At 63.8% G+C, this 17,474-nt stretch carries 18 protein-coding genes and 4 tRNA genes; 13 read left to right on the top strand and 9 right to left on the bottom strand.

Going from position 1 to position 17,474, the window contains the following annotated elements; genetic code table 11:
* Positions 1–29 precede the first annotated feature (29 nt).
* Positions 30–821, bottom strand: a complete 792-nt coding sequence (locus ACYVGS_RS00940; RefSeq protein ID WP_460586749.1) for a hypothetical protein — start codon at positions 819–821, stop codon at positions 30–32.
* Between the two features lie 63 nt (positions 822–884).
* Here ACYVGS_RS00940 and ACYVGS_RS00935 point away from each other — a divergent pair, with 63 nt between their 5' ends.
* Entirely contained in the window at positions 885–1,655 is a 771-nt protein-coding gene (locus ACYVGS_RS00935; RefSeq protein WP_460586748.1) for an alpha/beta fold hydrolase, read from the top strand.
* Between the two features lie 30 nt (positions 1,656–1,685).
* On the top strand, positions 1,686–2,012 hold the full coding sequence (locus ACYVGS_RS00930) for a DUF3301 domain-containing protein (protein WP_460586747.1): 327 nt from the start codon (positions 1,686–1,688) through the stop codon (positions 2,010–2,012).
* A gap of 37 nt (positions 2,013–2,049) precedes the next feature.
* Here ACYVGS_RS00930 and ACYVGS_RS00925 read toward each other — a convergent pair whose 3' ends face one another.
* Both ACYVGS_RS00925 and queD read right to left on the bottom strand, forming a co-directional pair.
* Complete coding sequence (locus tag ACYVGS_RS00925; protein WP_460586746.1) at positions 2,050–2,673, bottom strand: LysE family translocator; 624 nt, start codon at positions 2,671–2,673, stop codon at positions 2,050–2,052.
* 336 nt (positions 2,674–3,009) lie between these two features.
* Positions 3,010–3,366, bottom strand: a complete 357-nt coding sequence (gene queD, locus ACYVGS_RS00920; RefSeq protein WP_460586745.1) for a 6-pyruvoyl trahydropterin synthase family protein — start codon at positions 3,364–3,366, stop codon at positions 3,010–3,012.
* Positions 3,367–3,520: 154 nt separating this feature from the next.
* Between queD and ACYVGS_RS00915 the strand changes: the two genes are divergently transcribed.
* From ACYVGS_RS00915 to ACYVGS_RS00900, 4 genes are all read left to right on the top strand, one after another.
* A tRNA-Val gene (locus ACYVGS_RS00915) sits at positions 3,521–3,596 on the top strand.
* A gap of 17 nt (positions 3,597–3,613) precedes the next feature.
* Positions 3,614–3,690: transfer RNA gene (locus ACYVGS_RS00910), tRNA-Asp, on the top strand.
* 52 nt (positions 3,691–3,742) lie between these two features.
* Positions 3,743–3,818: transfer RNA gene (locus ACYVGS_RS00905), tRNA-Val, on the top strand.
* Positions 3,819–3,835: 17 nt separating this feature from the next.
* A tRNA-Asp gene (locus tag ACYVGS_RS00900) sits at positions 3,836–3,912 on the top strand.
* A gap of 114 nt (positions 3,913–4,026) precedes the next feature.
* On the opposite strand, the gene ACYVGS_RS00895 is transcribed toward ACYVGS_RS00900, so the two are convergent.
* The 3 genes from ACYVGS_RS00895 to ACYVGS_RS00885 are packed head-to-tail and all read right to left on the bottom strand — an operon-like array spanning position 4,027 to position 6,230.
* Positions 4,027–4,404, bottom strand: coding sequence for a carboxymuconolactone decarboxylase family protein (locus tag ACYVGS_RS00895; protein ID WP_460586744.1), 378 nt, complete (start codon positions 4,402–4,404; stop codon positions 4,027–4,029).
* Between the two features lie 18 nt (positions 4,405–4,422).
* Positions 4,423–5,148 (bottom strand): sterol desaturase family protein, encoded by a 726-nt coding sequence (locus tag ACYVGS_RS00890; RefSeq protein ID WP_460586743.1) that lies wholly within the window; start codon positions 5,146–5,148, stop codon positions 4,423–4,425.
* Entirely contained in the window at positions 5,133–6,230 is a 1,098-nt protein-coding gene (locus tag ACYVGS_RS00885) for a MarR family winged helix-turn-helix transcriptional regulator (RefSeq protein WP_460586742.1), read from the bottom strand. The genes ACYVGS_RS00890 and ACYVGS_RS00885 overlap by 16 nt, the downstream gene beginning before the upstream one ends.
* Before the next feature lie 136 nt (positions 6,231–6,366).
* On the opposite strand from ACYVGS_RS00885, the gene ACYVGS_RS00880 reads away from it, so the two are divergent.
* The 4 genes from ACYVGS_RS00880 to ACYVGS_RS00865 all read left to right on the top strand — a co-directional run bounded on the left by ACYVGS_RS00880 (position 6,367) and on the right by ACYVGS_RS00865 (position 10,290).
* The gene (locus ACYVGS_RS00880; protein ID WP_460586741.1) at positions 6,367–7,224 is read left to right on the top strand and encodes an NAD(P)-dependent oxidoreductase; all 858 of its coding nucleotides are present in this window, start codon (positions 6,367–6,369) and stop codon (positions 7,222–7,224) included.
* 8 nt (positions 7,225–7,232) lie between these two features.
* Entirely contained in the window at positions 7,233–8,702 is a 1,470-nt protein-coding gene (locus ACYVGS_RS00875) for an aldehyde dehydrogenase family protein (protein WP_460586740.1), read from the top strand.
* A complete protein-coding gene (locus ACYVGS_RS00870) occupies positions 8,699–9,451 on the top strand; it encodes an SDR family oxidoreductase (RefSeq protein WP_460586739.1) in 753 nt (250 codons plus the stop codon). The genes ACYVGS_RS00875 and ACYVGS_RS00870 overlap by 4 nt, the downstream gene beginning before the upstream one ends.
* A 92-nt stretch (positions 9,452–9,543) precedes the next feature.
* Positions 9,544–10,290, top strand: coding sequence for a Rossmann-fold NAD(P)-binding domain-containing protein (locus tag ACYVGS_RS00865; RefSeq protein WP_460586738.1), 747 nt, complete (start codon positions 9,544–9,546; stop codon positions 10,288–10,290).
* An 83-nt stretch (positions 10,291–10,373) separates the two neighbouring features.
* Here the strand turns inward: ACYVGS_RS00865 and ACYVGS_RS00860 are convergent, their stop codons facing one another.
* The gene (locus tag ACYVGS_RS00860; protein WP_460586737.1) at positions 10,374–12,359 is read right to left on the bottom strand and encodes a pyrroloquinoline quinone-dependent dehydrogenase; all 1,986 of its coding nucleotides are present in this window, start codon (positions 12,357–12,359) and stop codon (positions 10,374–10,376) included.
* Between the two features lie 100 nt (positions 12,360–12,459).
* Between ACYVGS_RS00860 and ACYVGS_RS00855 the strand changes: the two genes are divergently transcribed.
* The 3 genes from ACYVGS_RS00855 to ACYVGS_RS00845 all read left to right on the top strand — a co-directional run bounded on the left by ACYVGS_RS00855 (position 12,460) and on the right by ACYVGS_RS00845 (position 15,727).
* Positions 12,460–14,142, top strand: coding sequence for an FAD-dependent oxidoreductase (locus tag ACYVGS_RS00855; RefSeq protein ID WP_460586736.1), 1,683 nt, complete (start codon positions 12,460–12,462; stop codon positions 14,140–14,142).
* A 92-nt stretch (positions 14,143–14,234) separates the two neighbouring features.
* Positions 14,235–15,437 (top strand): LLM class flavin-dependent oxidoreductase, encoded by a 1,203-nt coding sequence (locus ACYVGS_RS00850; RefSeq protein WP_460586735.1) that lies wholly within the window; start codon positions 14,235–14,237, stop codon positions 15,435–15,437.
* The gene (locus ACYVGS_RS00845; protein WP_460586734.1) at positions 15,434–15,727 is read left to right on the top strand and encodes a Dabb family protein; all 294 of its coding nucleotides are present in this window, start codon (positions 15,434–15,436) and stop codon (positions 15,725–15,727) included. The genes ACYVGS_RS00850 and ACYVGS_RS00845 overlap by 4 nt, the downstream gene beginning before the upstream one ends.
* 55 nt (positions 15,728–15,782) lie before the next feature.
* On the opposite strand, the gene ACYVGS_RS00840 is transcribed toward ACYVGS_RS00845, so the two are convergent.
* The gene (locus tag ACYVGS_RS00840; protein ID WP_460586733.1) at positions 15,783–16,010 is read right to left on the bottom strand and encodes a ferredoxin; all 228 of its coding nucleotides are present in this window, start codon (positions 16,008–16,010) and stop codon (positions 15,783–15,785) included.
* A complete protein-coding gene (locus ACYVGS_RS00835) occupies positions 16,010–17,341 on the bottom strand; it encodes a cytochrome P450 (protein ID WP_460586732.1) in 1,332 nt (443 codons plus the stop codon). Before ACYVGS_RS00835 ends, ACYVGS_RS00840 begins: the two co-directional genes overlap by 1 nt.
* Positions 17,342–17,474: the final 133 nt, after the last annotated feature.

Here is a 17,474-nt window from a genome sequence, read left to right as displayed (position 1 = left end):
CGCGGGGCGGCCTCCTGCTGCGGCTGGTTTCAGTCGGGGTTGCCGGGCCAGTCTTCCATCACAATGAAGGGGTGGAAGGCCAATGCGATGCCCTCCTTCACGTGGGATTCGTTTTCGAGTATCGCCCGGCGGCGCACGTAGCCCCCCGAGGAGGAGCGCGCGTCGATGGCATCGGTGGCATCCAGGCCGCCGCGACTGGCGAACAGGCGCTGCAGTTCCATGTCGTAGATGCTGATCTGAAGCGAGGCGACAGCGGCGGGGCGGTTCCAGTCGAAGTCGGCGGACACGCTGTTACCCGGCCCCTGCAGGGAGGGCGTGCGACTGACGCCGTCCCAGCGGGCGACGTGCTTCATGCCGCCGTTGAACGCGGTCTCTGTCTCGATCAGGTCGGTAAACACGAAGGCGTCGACGTCGGTGGTCTCGCGCAGCTGGTCGCGCACGTTCTGCATGATCTGCACGAAAGTGCGCATGTTGACCCGCCCGGTGGTCGGGTCGACCGGGTCCCCGAAGGCGCGGACCGCGGTATTCCAGTGCTGGGTAAATTCGCGCTGGGGCAGAACTTCGTAGCCGTTCTCCTTGAGGTAACTGCGCACCATGCCGTCGACACGCGGCGCCTCGTCCTCCAGGTAGTTTCGCGACGGCGGCCCCAGGTTGACATGGGGAATGATGACGGTGCGGATCCGGGTCTCCGCCAGCCGAGCCTCGTCGAGTTCCCACTGCACCACGGTGGGGTTGTAGGTCGGGGTACTGCTGCAGGCGTAGAGGCCTGCCAAGGCAGCGCACAAGGCACCTGCACCCAGGATACTGCGGAAATGACGCATGGGGACTCCACTTCGTTTATAGTGGCGCCATGGTAACAAAATCTCGTGGAGGAGAAAGCGGGCATGGGGGCTGAGGTCTTTGATTCGGTGGCTGGCGAAGGCCCCGATGTGGTGCTGTTGCACGGGCTTTTCGGCATGGGAAACAACCTCGGGGCGCTATCCCGTGCCCTGCAGGAGCACTACCGGGTGCACAGTCTGGACCTGCCCAATCACGGGCGATCTGCCTGGACTGACAGCATGGATCTCGCCGCGCTCGCGGATGCGGTATCCCGCTGGATGGAGCACCGCAAGCTGGAGATGGCACACTTCGTCGGCCACTCCCTGGGCGGCAAGGTGGCGATGCAGCTGGCTCTCGACCAGCCCTACCGGGTCGACGCGCTGGTGGTCGCGGACATCGCGCCGGTCACCTACCCGCCGCATCACGATGCTGTCTTCGCGGCGCTGGCGGCGGTGGATCGAGCCGCCTGCCGCAGTCGCAACGAGGCGGCCGCACTGATGGCGGAACACCTGCAGGAAGATGCGGTGATCCAGTTCCTGCTCCTCAGCCTGTCCCGCGACAGCGAGGGGGTTTTCCGCTGGCGCTTCAATTACCCGGTGCTGCGTGACTGTTACACCCAGGTCCGAGCGGGCGTCCCGGCGCAGATGCCCTTTACTGGCCGCACACTGTTCATCAAGGGTGGCGCCTCGGACTATATCCTGCCGGAGCACGAGACCGCCATTCGGGAGCGCTTCCCGCAGGCGGAGATCTCCGAGTTACCGGGCGCCGGTCACTGGCTGCACGCGGAACAGCCCGCCCGTTTCAATGCCCTGGTCAAGCAGTTCCTGGATGGGTGACGGCGTTTGTAAGGCGGACGGGCTGTCGTGGTGAGCCTGACGCTGACTGACCTCCTGGTGGTGTTCCTGCTGGGCCTGTTGGTGAGCTGGTTTCTCTCATCCATCCGGGTGCGCGAACTGGCGATCGAGGCGGTGAAACAGGCAAGCCGGCGGGATGACTTCCAGTTGCTTGATCAGAATGTCCAGCTGTGTCGCGTGTCCCTGAGCCGGGATGGGCAGGGCCGCTGGCGCGTCTGGCGACAGTACCGCTTTGACTACAGTGTGGATGGGGTAGAGCGCCTGGAAGGTTTCGTTATCATGCTGGGTAATCGCCTACAGGCCGTGGTCGTGCGCGAGCCTGGTGCCACGCTGCACTGAGCCGGTGCGCGGCCGCGAAGGGGGCGGGGCGCGTGGGTCAGGCGCCGCTCAGCATCAGCCTCGCCAACATCATCAGCCCGAGGGCTGTCAGCAGCACCGCAAATACCCGCTCGATCAGCGCGCCGCGCCGCCGCAGGCGGTCACTGAAGCCCGGCAAGCCGGCCAGCACCGCCACCAGGGCATACCAGAGGGCATCGGTGAACGCCGCCGTGGCGACCAGCAGGGCAGCGACAGCGCCTGAGGGCCGCTCGGGCAGGAACTGGCTGAACAGTGCCAGCATGAACAGGGCCAGTTTCGGGTTCAGTACCGCGACCAGCAGGCCGTTGCCGGCAGCCTGCCACAGCGGTGCGCGGCTGTCCTGGGTCTGTGGGCCCCCGGGTGATCCTGCCCGGGTCCAGGCACGCCAGCCCAGCCACACCAGGTAGGCGGCTCCAACCGCCTGCAGCAGGTCGGCAAGCAGGGGCCAGCGCACCAGCAGCAGCGAAAGACCGGCGACCGTGGCCAGGGCATAGAGACCGACACCGAGCCCGTGGGCCAGTGCGCAGGCCAGTCCGGCGCGGCGTCCGCCGCGGGCGGATTCGCGCAGGACAACGGCGAGACTGGGGCCAGGGCTCATGGCGCCGGCCAGGCAGATGCCCAGGAGTCCCAGCCAGGCGCTCATCAGCATTGTCTTGTGCCCTCCGTCATGCTAGGCCCGCGTCCATCATTTTTTTCCACAGAATCTGTGGATAAGTCCGTGGGTATTTTGTTCAACCGCAGCCTGAGGCCAGTAAGTGACAGCATCTTTACAGATTGGTTAAAAAATCAACAAAAACAATAAATTCAATAAAAACAACAAGATACAAAAATCATGTGAGAAAGCGCTAGGAAAGACAGGGCTAACTGCGGCACGTTCAGCAGGTGCACGCAAAGTGTGCATAACATTCTCTTATCGTGCTACGGAAAGTAACTTGCCTTCAGTGCATAAATGAAACAGTTGTGGTTTCGGGCGACCGATTCACTCGCCCCGGTAGCGGCAGCCTGAGGTACAGGTTTCCCGGATCTCGATGCAAGAGAGCTCGGGCAGCGCGGGTTTGAGTGCCGCCCACAACCAGCGCGCCAGGTTTTCACTGGTGGGGTTTTCCAGGCCGGGGATCTCGTTCAGGTAGTAGTGATCGAGGCGCTCGATCACCGGTTTCACCGCCGCCTTGAGGTCGCCAAAATCCATGATCCAGCCACTCGGCTCCGTGACTTCACCACTGACCCATACCCGCAGTTGGAAAGAGTGGCCGTGGAGTCGGGCGCACTTGTGCCCCTCGGGTACATTGGGCAGCCGGTGGGCGGCTTCAAAATGAAAGTCCTTGAAGATTTCCATGGGGCATCTCCCGGCGGCGAATGAGGGGTGAGGGCGGGGTGCAGATTGTAGCGGTAAACGGGCGCTCGCTGCAGCCCTGCAGAGAATTGAAAAAAATCTGACGAGACTTTTGACAGGGGAGAATTTCTCTCTATAATGCGCGTCTCCGGTTCAGGGGTGGTTAGCTCAGCTGGGAGAGCATCTGCCTTACAAGCAGAGGGTCGGCGGTTCGATCCCGTCACCACCCACCAAATCGGAAGCTTTTAGTGGAGCGGTAGTTCAGTTGGTTAGAATACCGGCCTGTCACGCCGGGGGTCGCGGGTTCGAGTCCCGTCCGCTCCGCCACTATGAGCCCACGGAAGTGGTCCTGCCGAAGGCACTTCTCAAGCCGTGAAACGGGTGGTTAGCTCAGCTGGGAGAGCATCTGCCTTACAAGCAGAGGGTCGGCGGTTCGATCCCGTCACCACCCACCATTCGGCACAGTTCCTATGGAGCGGTAGTTCAGTTGGTTAGAATACCGGCCTGTCACGCCGGGGGTCGCGGGTTCGAGTCCCGTCCGCTCCGCCATACAAGAAAGCCCGGATCGCCAAGCGGTCCGGGCTTTTTCTTTTTACCTGGCATACAGGCCCGGCAAGCCCCGCACGATGACGCGGGTCCGCTTATTGCCGTCGGCCACACACCTCAGTCGGCGGTCTCCGACGCCGCCTCGGCAATCGCCTCTTCGAGCGGTGCCAGCATGCTCGCTGCGCGGGGATAGCCCGCGTACTGGGCGATAAACAACAGCATCTCCCGGGCTTCCTCGGCGGTCATCTCGCCGCGCTTCAGGGAGGCCTTGAGCTGGATCTTGAAGGTCGCGGGTTCGCCCTTTTCGGCGATGATACCCAGCAGCAGAATGCGCTTGTCGCGCATTGACAGGGTGTCTCGCGTCCAGACTTCTGCGAACAGCTGCTCGAGCATGACGTCGGTAAACACATAGCCCTCGGGCGGGGTCACCACGTCGCCGGCGTAGACCTCCTTGATCATCGCTTCGCCGCGGGCGCGGCGTTCCTGGTCACTCATCAGGTGTTCTCCTTGTTGTCAGTCGAGTGTGCCGAACAGCTTGTCGTAGAGCAGGGTGATCGTGGCGTAATTGCCCTTGTGCATGTTCTCGTGGTGCACATGGTGTTTGGCCACGATCCAGTTCAGCGTGCGGTAGGGGAAACGGGGCAAGTCCACCCGGGTGTGGTTGATGGTGTTCAGTTGGGTGTAAATGACGTAGGTGAGCACCAGCGTGACCACGTGAAAGGGGCCCAGTAGCGCGCCGAGCACTGCGATCGTGGCACAGAAAAGTCCGAGGCCGACCAGGGTCTCCAGCGGATGGACGTAGAAACCATCGATGTGACTCGGGTTGCGCGCCTGATGATGCACGGCGTGGACCTGCCGCATCCTGCCTTGCCCGTGAAACCAGAAGCGGTGCGCCAGGTAGTAGAAAAAGTCGTAGACCATCAGAATGACAACGATATCCAGGGCGCCTTTCCAGAGGGGCTGGGGCTGCAAGGTGACAACCCAGGGAAGCAGCAGCAGAAAGAAGGCGGCATTGACCGCCAGGCCCACCCGCTGTGAGGCGCGCACCATGGGCGGGTACTTGGGTTTCGCCAGCTTTTCCCGGTCGACGTCGAGGTTGGTCTGTCGCGTGGCGGCCAGTGCCGGCACGCGGAAAGCCAGGAATTTGGCGGCTTTGGTGAGCAGGATAATCCCCGCCAGGGTGAGTAGCGCCGCCTGCCAGTGATACTGTGCGGCCAGGCTGTTTATGATGTTATCCATTCCTCGCTCCTGTGCATTGTCCGACCGGCCGTTTCCGGGTGTGCGTTGCCTTGTTCGCCCGGGGCGCTCGACGCCAGCGCCGTGAGCAGCTCCGCCAGTTCCCTGGCCCGCGCCGGGCCCAGCCGCGACAGCAGGTTCCGGGCCATGTCGTCGAGATCGCCCGCGTTCAGTCTCGGTTCGGGTTGCAGGGCGTTGTAGAGTGCGCGCAGGCAGCCCTTGAGCGCGTGCAGGGCCTCGTCTCCAATCATGCCCGCCAGCTCCGCTTCCAGCTCGCGGATCGCATTCACCGAATCCCGCAGCAAATCCAGACCCGCCGGCGTGAAGTGCAGCAGCAGTTGGCGGGCATCCCGGGGATCCGGGCGCCGCTCGATGTAGCCGAGCTGCTGTAGTTCGGTGGCTATGGCGTTGATCGCCTGCTTGCTCACTTTGTGCACCTGGGCCATGGTTTGCATGCGGCCGCCGTCGCGCCCAATCAGGGTCAGCACCTGCTGGTAGGACAGCTTCAGGCCGGGGTGGCCCCGGTTTATGGTCAGCAGCATTAACTGGCGACTGACGTAGTCGCCCAGGCGCGGCAGCAGCGCGGCAAAGCGGGCGTCTGCAGGCGTATTTTCGATACTCAGCCAGATCTCCGGCGAGGTGTCGGGCAGGCGTGCGACCAGGCTCTCCAGTCCGTCGAGGCAGTGGGTGAATTCGGCGTCGCCCAGGGTGCGCCGGTACTCGGTCTGCAGAGCGGCGGCGACCTTCAGGCCGTCCGCGCGCAGTTGCTCGCCGAAAGGGGTAAGTACCAGATGCTTGGCGCGGCCGTCCTCCGGGTCGGAGACCCGCTGGATATAGCCCAGGGACTGCAGCTCGTTGGCCACCGCATTGGCGGCCTGGCGGGTCACCCCCAGGCTATCGGCAATCTGGCTGATACGCGTGGCGCCGCCCGCTGCCAGGGAAATGTAGGGCTCAAAACTCAGGCGCAGGCCCCGGTGGCCGCGCTGCTCCACCAGCCGCTCCATGATTCCGGCATCGAGTTGGCGATTCACCGCCAACAGATGGCGGGGAAAATTGTCCTGGTAACGCTGCAGCACCTGATTCATGGCTTCCGTTGTGTCCTGATCGCTGAACAAATAGTAAGCTCCGGTTGACTACAAGTCAAAGCGTGTTGACATAAATGCCGGCGGCTGCCTATCATCGCCGTTGACAGATTCATCGCAATAACAGGGATAAGCGAGCATGTCACACCCGTCGGATGTGGGCTATATCGGCCTCGGTAGCATCGGCAAGCCTTCTGCGAGGCACTTGCTGGGAAAGCGCTGGCGCGCGCATGTCTATGATCTGGCTCGGCCCGCCGTGGAGGAGCTGGCGGCGGAGGGTGCTGTAGCCGCCGAGTCGGTCGCGGAGCTGGCGCATCAGTGCCAGCACATCGGAATCTGCGTGCGCGACGATACCCAGGTCGAGGAACTGCTTTACGGTCCCTCCGGCATCTTCGAGAGCGCCGCTCCGGGTAGCGTTATCTGCGTGCACAGCACGGTGTCCCGGGCGGGATTGCTGCGCTGGGCGGAGGATGCCACGGCGCGAGGCCTGCATTTGATTGACGCCGCCATTTCCGGCGGTCCCCAGGGCGCTGAAGCGGCGAAACTCTGCTACATGGTCGGCGGCGACGCGGCGATTGTGGAGCGGGCCCGGCCGGTGTTCGAGACCTCGGCGGACAATGTGATTCACGCCGGTGGCCTGGGTACCGGCATGTTGCTGAAGCTCTGCAACAACCTGATTACCTATGCCGAGTTCCTGGCCATGTCCGAGGCTGTTCGGCTGGCAGAGGGGGGCGGTCTGGCACCGGAGCTGCTGCGCGAAGTCGGCAAGTCCAACGGCGTGATTAACGAGGCCATGTACCAGTTCATTAGCAATCGCAACGCCCTGGCGAGCCAGTGTACGCCGGCGCAGATGGACGCGGCATTCGGCGCTTTCGGTCGTCTCGGCGAGAAGGATCTCGACTGCGCCTTGCAGTCCGCCGAGGAGATGGGGCTGGAGCTACCGGCCACCCGACGCCTGCGCGACCAGGTACTCGCACTGTTTCTCAACCAGGCTTAGGAGTTCCCATGCAAGTCGAGTCACGTCTGTTTATCGACGGCAAACTGCTTCCCGCAGCATCGGGCCGTACCTATACGAACCTGAATCCGGCCACTGAGACGGTGGCGGGGGAGGCTGCGGACGCCGGCCTCGAGGACCTGGATCGCGCCATCGGCGCCGCCCGTCGGGCCTTCGACGAGAGCGACTGGTCGACCGATCACGCTTTTCGTCTGCGCTGCCTGCAGCAGCTCAAGGCGGGTTTGCTGGCCGAGCGGGAAAGCCTCAAGCAACAGATTGCCACCGAGACCGGCGCGCCGCTGGGCATTTGTGGTCAGGGTGGCCCGCAGTGCGATGTGCCCATCGGCTTTATCGACTATACCCTGGAAAGCCTGCCCCGCTTCCCGTGGAGCCGCGACATCGGTGTGGCGGAAATGATGGGCATGAAGTCCCGTCGGCTGGTGGAGAAGGAGGCCATTGGCGTGGTCGCCTGCATCACCCCCTGGAACGTGCCGCTGCAGATCAACCTCGCGAAATGCATCCCCGCACTGGCCGCCGGTTGCACGGTGGTGCTGAAGCCGGCACCGGACACACCCTGGTCGGCGACGGCGCTTGGCTACATCGTCGAGAAATACACCGACATTCCCCCCGGGGTGTTCAATGTCATTACCTCGGAGGACCCGGTGACCACCGGCGATGCGCTGGTACGCGATCCGCGCGTCGACATGGTGTCCTTCACCGGTTCCACCGCCGTGGGCAAGCACATCATGGCGGCGGCATCGGGGACCGTGAAAAAGGTCTTCCTCGAACTGGGGGGCAAATCGGCCAACATCATCCTGGACGACGCCAATCTCGAGCAGAGCCTGATGAGTGCACTGAGCGTGTGCTTCCATGCCGGCCAGGGCTGTGCCCTGCAGACCCGCCTGCTGATTCCGCGGGCGCGCCAGGCCGAGGTCGAGGCGCTGCTCACGGCCTATTTCGGCTATATCGAATACGGCGACCCGGCGTCCGAGTCACAGATCATGGGCAGCCTGATCAACGCCCGGCAGCGCGAGCGGGTGCTCGCCTACATAGAGAAGGGCAAGGAGGAGGGCGCGCGCCTGCTGGTCGGTGGTGGTAAACCAAAATACCTGGAGCGGGGCTTCTATGTCGAGCCCACCGTGTTCGTCGACGTGAGCAATGACATGACCATTGCCCGGGAAGAGATCTTCGGCCCCGTCCTCGCCGTGATTGCCTATGACGGTGAGGAGGATGCCATCCGTATTGCCAATGACTCGGATTACGGCCTCTCCGCTGGCGTCTGGTCCGCCGATGAAGCGCGTGCCCTGTCCGTGGCGCGGCGTCTGCGCACCGGCACGGTCAACGTCAACGGCGGCAATTTCTACGGCGCCGACGCGCCCTTCGGGGGCTACAAGCAAAGTGGCCTGGGGCGCGAGATGGGGGCCGAGGGTTTCGAGGAGTACCTGGAAACCAAAACCATCGCCGTGGGAGTTCCGGCATGAGGGCGCCGCTGCATGTGATTACCGGTGGTGCCCGGGGGTTTGGCCTGGCCATCAGCCAACGACTGCTGGCCGACGGCGGGCGGGTGTGTCTGCTGGGGCGCTCTCAGTCGAGTCTGGATACAGCGGTTGAGGCCCTTGGCGAGCAGGCCTCGGGTTTCGTTTGCGATGTTGCGGACAGCGACAGCGTCGACGCCGTCTTCGCCGCGATTCGCGAGCGCTTTGGCAGCATCGACAGCCTGGTTACCAATGCCGGTGTCGCCCGACCCAACAAGGTGGAGAACCTCGATGCCGCCGAGGTCGCCATGCAGGTCAATACCAACTTTCTGGGCACGGTGTTCTGTTGCAAGGCGGCCATTCCGCTGCTGCGGGGCGCCGGGAATCCGCGCATCCTCACGGTGTCCTCGGCCAGTGCCTGGCACACCGACGAGATGGCCCACCTGTCGATTTATGCCGCCAGCAAGGCGGCGGTGGAACGCTTTACCCGCGACCTGCGCGAGGAGCTCCAGGACGACGGAATCGGTGTCACCTGCCTGAGGCCCGGTTCTGCCGAGAGCGGCTTTGCCGGAGATTGGGACCCCGAACTGCTCGAAATCGCCTTTGCCAGCTGGCGGGAGAGCGGCCCTTGCATGGATGTGGGTATGACCAGTAACCATGTCGCTGACGCCGTAGCCTGGGCCCTGTCCCAGCCACCGGGCGTGGCGGTGGATCTGCTGGAAATCCGCCCCAACATGAAAGCGCCCAAGCCCTGATCCCGACCCGTAAAGGCAGTTCGCGAGGTGGCAGCGCCTCTGGCTCTGCAGACGTGATTCATCAAAAGCATCGATAACAAGGAGTAGCGAGCATGGATTTTTCCGACAAGACCATCATTGTCACGGGCGCCGGCGGCGGTATCGGTGAAGGTTATGCCAAAGTGGCAGCTGAACGCGGCATGCAGGTTGTGGTGGCGGAGTTGAACGCCGAGGGCGGCGAGCGCGTGGTCTCCGAGATCCAGGCCGCCGGTGGCCGGGCGCATTTCGTCCTGACCGATGTCGGCGACGAGGCCTCTGCAAAGGCCTGTGTCGCAGAGGCCCTCAAGGCTTTCGGCGGGGTCGACTACCTGATCAACAACGCCGCCATCTTTGGCGACATGCGGGTCGACGGTTACCTGACGGTGGACATGGATTACCTCGAGCACTTCATGCGCGTCAACGCCCACGGCTGTCTGCTGATGACCCGGGCGGTTGTGGACGCCATGGCGCAGCGCGGAGGTGGCGCCATTGTCAACCAGTCTTCCACCGCGGCCTGGATGAGCAGTGGCCCCTACGGTGTCGCAAAGCTGACCATGAACGGCATCACCCAGTCCCTGGCCCACGAGCTGGGCCCGAAAAACATTCGTATCAATGCCATTGCGCCGGGGCCGACCGACACCGGGGCCCTGCAGAAAGTGGCGGGGGAGTATGCCCAGCAGATGCTGCACACCATGCCGATCAAGCGCCTGGGCCAGCCCGCCGACCTGGCCGAAGCCGCGCTGTTCTTGCTTTCCGACGAGGCCAGCTGGATTACCGGGCACGTCCTGAATGTGGATGGCGGGCAGCTGATGCGCCCCTGAAAGCCGGTATTTTGCTGGGCGGGTGGTCGTCACGGGGGCGCCACCCGCTTTTTTTGGGGTGATGCGATGCGCCTAGCTTTCGCTCACTCCCTGAGGTGGTAGACCACCAGGCTGTCGCCGAGCAGCTCCCCGAGTTTCTCGGGCCCCTTGGCCGCGTAGGCGAGCGGGCCGTGCCCCCCCGCGGCAATCGCGATGTACTGCTTGCCCGTGGCGGACAGACGGTAACTCATCGGCGTCGCCTGTGCCGGCGCGGGCAGCACAGACTCCCAGAGCAGTTCGCCCGTGCGACTGTCGAAGGCGCGGAAGCGCTTGTCCAGGGTGGCAGCGATAAACACCAGGCCGCTGGCCGTCTGCAAGCTGCCGCCGGTGTTCGGTGTCCCCCAGTCGAAAAAGCGACCGAGCCCGAGGGGCGCCAGTTCCGCCAGGTTGCCCAGAGGGACTTCCCACAGGGTTTCGCCACTGTCCAGGTCAATACCGGTGAGGACCCCCCAGGGCGGTGCCGTACAGGGCGTATTGTGGGGCGACAGAAAGCCGTTGCGCACCACGACCCAGGGCGTGCCGGCCTGGGGGGCGACACCGACCAGATCACTGCCATCCATGTTTTCCACCTGCTCCCGGGGCAGGAGTTGGACGGTGTAGGGCACGCGCATGGAATTCACCACCATGATGTTGCGCTGCGGGTTGACCGAGACCGAGCCCCAGTTGATGCCGCCACCCAGGCCCGGCCAGATCAGTGCGGGTCGCTCGCGGCCCGGCGGGGTGAAGATGCCCTCGTAGCGGAAGCTGCGGAACTGTTCCAGGCAGGCCTGGCGGTCCCCCGGATAGATGCCCCAGATATCGTCCTCGTTCAGGGTCGGCGGATGTACCGGTCTGGGCAGGGTGGGAAAGGGCTGGGTCGGCGAGGCGGTTTCACCCGGAACCGTGGAAGCCGGTACCGGGCGCTCCTCCACGGGAAACAGGGGCTCCCCGGTTTCTCGGTTGAGCAGGAAGAGGTGCCCCATCTTGGTGGCGGCGATGACCCCGGGGGTCTCCCCGTGCTGCTCGAAGAGTACCGGTTGTGCGGCCACGTCCCAGTCCCAGATGTCGTGGTGCACCGCTTGGAAATGCCACAGGGGCTCGCCGCTGCGGACGTCGAGGGCCACCACCGACGTGCCGTAGTAGTCCATGTCACCGCGTTCGATGCCGCGGTAGTGGTCCGGTTGTGAGCCGCCCGTGGGCAGATAGATGATGCCGCGCTCCACGTCGGCCGACAGGTTGCCCCAGGCATTCGGGGTGGAGCGGGTAAAGGTGGCTCCCTCGCGGGCCTCTTGCGCGGTGACGGGCTGCATGCCGGGAGGCACCGGGTCGAAGGCCCAGCGCAGCGCACCGGATCGCACGTCGAAGGCGCGCACGACACCGCCCGGCGCGTCCAGGCGCTGGCCATCCTTGATAAACGCGCCGGTGATCACCAGGTCCTCGAACACCAGCGGCGCGGAGGTGAGGTAGTACTCCCCGACTTGTACATCGCCCAGGTTTTTCTTCAGGTCCACACTGCCAGCCTTGCCGAAGTCTTTGCAGGGCTCGCCGTTATCTGCATCCACGGCCACCAGGCGACCATCCATGGTGCCGGAGAGAATCCGCGCATTACACGCGCGTCCCGGCCGTTCTCCCCGCCAGTAGGCGACGCCGCGGCAGGTGGGGGTGTAGGCGCCGGTCAGGTTCGCCCGCGGATCGTAGGCCCAGCGCTCCTCGCCGGTTTCCGGGTCGAGGGCGATGATGCGGCTGAAGGGCGTGCACAGATACATGCTGTCATCGACCACCAGGGGCGTGGCCTGGAAGGCGGTGGCACCGTGTGTCGCGGTCCCGGGAGACAGGTCCTTGATGTGGTAGGTCCAGGCCACTTCGAGGCGATCCAGGTTGTCGGCGGTGATCTGTTCGAGGGGCGTGAAGCGCTGCCCGGCAGCCGTGCCGCCCACCACCGGCCAGTCGGCCACCGGCCCACCCGGGCTGACCGGTCCCTTGTCGCAGCCGGGCAATAACAGGGGGAAGGTGGCCGCAAGTATCAGCCAGTGGAGCGTTTTTCTGTTCATCGGCCTTCCCTCAACACATACTTTGTGCAATGTTTTTTATGCTAGCATGCCGCGAGGTGTCGCAACAGCGCAAAAGATGAGCTCTGGCTAGGGGTTTGACATGGCAGACAGTGAATTCGATGTGGTGGTGGTGGGAAGTGGTGCGGGGGCACTGACTGCCGCCTGCCGGGCAGCGGACCTGGGGCTCAGCGTCGTGGTGCTGGAAAAGTGTGCCACCTGGGGTGGAACCTCGGCGAGCTCAGGCGGCGGCTTGTGGGTTCCCTGCAACCACCTGATGCGGAAGGCAGGCATTGAGGATTCCCCTGAAGATGCGCTCACCTATCTGCTGGCACTCACGGGCGAGGACGTCGATCCCGCGCTGGTGCGTGCCTATGTCGAACAGTCGCCGCGCATGCTCGCCTGGCTGGAAGCGCATACCGAGGCGGCCTTCGAGGCGATGACACACTACGCTGACTACTATCAGGCGCTGCCGGGCTCGCGCCCCGGAGGGCGATCCATTGACCCCTTGCCCTATCATGCGCGTGAGCTGGCTGAGAGCTTCGCGACGCTGGGGCTCTCGCACATCCAGACGCGAGTCATGGGAATGATGGGCTACACCAACCTGGAGGGGGCTGTTCTGCTGAGCAAGTCCCCGGGCTGGCTCAGGGTAATCCTCAAGTTGCTGGCGGAGTATGTCAGCGACATTCCCGGGCGATTGCGCGGCCGGCGCTCGCGCCGGCTGGTCATGGGCAACGCCCTGATGGGCCGTCTGCGGCGCTCGCTGGATGATCGCGGCGTGGCGTTGTGGCTCAACAGTCCGGTAAGCGCTTTGCAACGCGAAGGTGGGCGGGTCAGCGGGGTGGTGATTGGCGAGGGTGGGGGAGGCGCCGGTCGACGGGTGCGGGCGCGACGTGGTGTGATCCTTGCCTCGGGGGGCTTTGAACACAGCCAGGCATTGCGCGAACAATACCTGCCGGGGCCCACCCGCAGCGATTGGTCCGCGGCCTGGCCCGGGAACACCGGGGACCTGCTGCAGGCTGCACAGGATATCGGGGCGGCGACACACCTGCTGGACGAGGCCTGGTGGGGGCCGACGATCAAGCTCCAGGGAGAGGATCGTGCGCGCATGTTGTTCACCGAGCGCTCCATGCCGGGCTGCATCCTGGTGAACCGGCGCGGCGAGCGCTTCGTCAATGAGTCGGTTGCCTATACCACGGCGGTACAGGCGATGTACCAGGGAGATAACCTGCCCTGTCATGCCATTTTCGACAGCCGCTATCGACGGGAATACCCCTTCGGCCCGCTGCTGCCCGGTGGCATGCATCTCGACTGGTTGCAGCCCGGTGTCGCTCGCGGTGACTGGTTGCGTCGTGCCGAAACGCTGGAAGCGCTGGCCACAGACATCGGGGTGTCGGCAGACGGTTTGCGGCAGACGGTGGAGCGTTTTAACCAGTTCAGCAGCGGTGGCATCGACGAGGATTTTCACCGGGGTGAGGACAGCTACGACCTGCTCTATGGTGACCAGCGGCTGGCGCCCAATCCCTGTCTGGCGCCACTCGTCGAGGCACCATTCTATGCGGTGGAAGTCCATCCGGGTGATATCGGCACCAAGGGCGGACTGCTGACCAATCCGCATGCGCAGGTGCTATCGGTTGCGGGTGAGCCCATCGCGGGTCTTTATGCCACGGGCAACTGTACGGCGTCGCCCACGGGGCGCTATTACCCCGGTGCCGGCGCTACCCTGGGGCCGGCCATGACCTTCGGTTTTGTCGCCGCGGAGCATATCGCGGAAAAAAGCCATTAAAAATAAATGTTATGCAGCTTGTCAAAGTCGGGGACAGTGGCTACCATCAAAACATTACTGGTGAAATGTTTTGATCAGAAAGAGGATTGTCCGTGACCTATACGCCCAGACGGATGCGCTTTGGTGCCTTCTTTGCACCTTTCCACAATGACCGCACCAGCCCGACCTTTGCCCTGGAGCGGGATCTCGATCTGATTCGCTGGCTCGACCAGATGGATTTTGACGAAGCCTGGATCGGTGAGCACCACTCCGGTGCCTATGAGTGCATCGCATCGCCGGAGGTGTTCATCGCCACGGCTGCGGAGCGCACCCGGCACATTCGCTTTGGCACCGGGGTCAGCTCCCTCAGTTATCACCAGCCGCTGATTCTTGCCGACCGCATCGCACAGCTCGATCACCAGACTCGTGGACGGCTTATCTTCGGCGTGGGTCCCGGCCAGTTGATCGCCGACGCCTACATGATGGGCGTCGATCCCCAGCGCCTGCGTGAGCGGATGGGGGAATCCCTGGAGGTGCTGGTCAGGCTGTTGCGCGGTGAGACCGTGACCGCGAAAACCGACTGGTTCACCCTGCAGGAAGCACGCATGCATATCCTGCCCTATCAGGCAGAGCTGGAGATTGCGGTAGCCTCGGCCATTTCGCCCTCGGGGGCGCGCCTGGCCGGCCAATACGGCGCCGCGATGCTTTCCGTGGCAGCCTCCAGTCCCCAGGGCTTCAAGGCGCTGGCTGACCACTGGGGCATCTGCGAACAGAAGGCGGAAGAATACGGGCAGCGCGTCAATCGCGACAGCTGGCGGGTGGTTGCACCTTTCCATATTGCCGAGACCCGAGAGCAGGCACGCCGCGATCTCGAGTACGGCCTGATGGACATGTTCAATTATTTCCACAAGTTCGGCGGCGAGCTGTTTCCCCAGGTCAAGGACCTCGACGAGGCCATTGAGGTGTGGTGCACCGGCGGCCTGGGGGCCTTCGGTGTCGGCCTGGTGGGTACACCGGACGACCTGGTTGCGCACATCCAGAAGCTGCAGGAGCAGTCGGGGGGCTTTGGCGCCTTTCTGTCACTGGCCCACAACGCCGCCGGTTACGAAGCGACCAAGAAGTCCTACGAGCTGTTGGCGCGCTATGTGATGCCGCATTTCCAGCACTGCAACGACAACCGCACTCCCTCACTGGAATGGGCCGCCTCCAACGCGGATCGCTTCATGGCGGAGTACATGGGTGGCATCCAGAAGGCCATCGACAGTCACGAAGCCGAACAGCGTGAAAAACAGGCCAAGGGGGCCAAGGCATCATGATTCGACACATCACCCTGATCCACTTCAAGGACGATGCCACGCAGGAAGAGAAGGAGGCGGTGCTGGCCGCCTTCCGCAAACTGCCGGCGCAGATTCCCGGTATCGTCGACTTCCACACCGGGCTGGACCTGGGGCTGCTGGAGGGAAACGCCGGCATCGCGGTGCAGGCCACCTTTGCCAACACGGATGACTTCCTCGCCTACTCGACCCACCAGGCTCACGAAAGCGTGATCTTTCCCGTTTGCGGGCACATCATGGCGGGCTATAGCACGGCCCAATTCGAGGGCTGATCGGACCGCACTGTCTTGAAACGCCGCGAGCCGGGCGCGCCGGGCGGACGCTGCCTTACTCCGTGGTGTCGACCGCAATCAGTCGTATCGTGCGGTTGGGGCAGTAGGTTTCCGCCGCCTCCAGCGCTTCGTTGAGTGAGGGGTCCGGGTGCTCCTGCAGTACCCGGACCTTGGAGTAACCGGTGCCCTGATCTTCCACCTCGAAGACACCGGGGCACTCCTCCTTGCACACACCGTGCCCCTGGCACAGCAGCAGGTCGACTTCGACTCGGTAGCGCGTCATCAGGCTTTCCTCCGACGGTAGCGCAGCACACAGGGATCGGAAGGCCGAAGAATCAGCGAGGGCATGATCTCCGCATAGCTGCCGGGCGGCCCGGCCAGGTCGAATTCGTAGTGATGCAAGAGCACCGAAAAGATGACCTTGACCTGCAGAATGGCGAAGGCGTTGCCAACACATTTCCGCTGACCGCCGCCAAAGGGAATCAGGGCAAAGGGATTGTCCGGAGCGGGGCGGTGCGGGTCGAAGGTTTCTGCCTGGGGGAAACTGGATTCCAGCCGGTGGGCGACATAGGGGCAGAGCATGACGTTCTTGCCTTTTTCGATCACATGCCCCTTGTATTCAAAGTCCTCGATAACCCGTCGTGTCAGGGTGTTGAGGGGAGGGTGGACACGCAGGGTTTCCCGGATAAAGCCCTCCAGTACCGACATGCGACGCAGGACGCGCAGATCCAGTGCATCGTCGGAGCCCATTACCTGGTCGACTTCCGCCACGACCTCGCGGGCGAGCTCGGGGTGGCGTGCCAGTTCCACCAGCACCCAGGCGGCCGTATTGGCACTGGTGTGGTGGCCGGCGAACATGAACCAGACGATCATGCCGGCGATCTCGCTGGTGCTGAGATGCCGGCCATCGGAATAGGTGGCGTCCATGTAGACCTGGAGCAGATCGGGGTGAACCTCCCCGCTGGCCCGGCGTTGCTCGACCCGCTCGGTGATGAGTTCCTCGAGCCTAGCGCGCGCGGCATCGCGGGCCTCGTAGGCGGCCTTTTGGGCCTGCGGGTCCTGCAGGCCGCCGGCGTCCGCGGCGGCCCCCAGGGTGTGGTAGAGGCTGGCGAACTCGCCGGTGAGGGAGTTGCGGAACTCGGCCCCGAGCAGGCAGTGCGTCGAGGTCTTGATGGTCAGGTCGGCGAAGCCCTCGTAGAAATCCATTTCTCCCTGTTCGCCCCAGTCGGCGATCCACTGCTCGGTTTCCTGCGCAATCACCGGGGCGTAGTGATTCATCTTTTCACTGGCCAGGCCGCGGGAGTGCATGCGCAGCTGCTGCCGTTCGATATCCAGCGGTGCACCGTACTGAACGCCCTGGCCGAAGATCGGCACCATGAACTGATAGGCTTCGCGGGCGCTGACCTTTTCATCGTCCACCCGGAATACCGCTTCGTGAGCCTCCGGACCGACCATCAGTACGGTGTTGCGTCCGCCCATGTCGAACTCAGCCAGTTCGCCGCATTCCCGCCAGGCGCGCATCAGGAAAAAGGCAGGATGTTGGCTGAACTCCTCGAAATGTCCGCCTTCCTGTGGGGATTTGCCACCGCTCACGAAGGGAATGCCGTTGCTCATGCTGCGCTCCAAAAACATTTATAAATAAATCTTTTGGGTGATTATAGCCTGCGCCACGGGCGCGAGCAAGGCAGCGAAAAGCGTCTTTCCTGGGGGGGGACCCGAGTGAGGCGCGAGTGGCGCGAGAGAGGGC

This window comes from Haliea atlantica, assembly GCF_054779855.1.
Note: the sequence above shows the minus strand (reverse complement) of the source record. Positions and strands in the feature narration are given on the sequence as shown.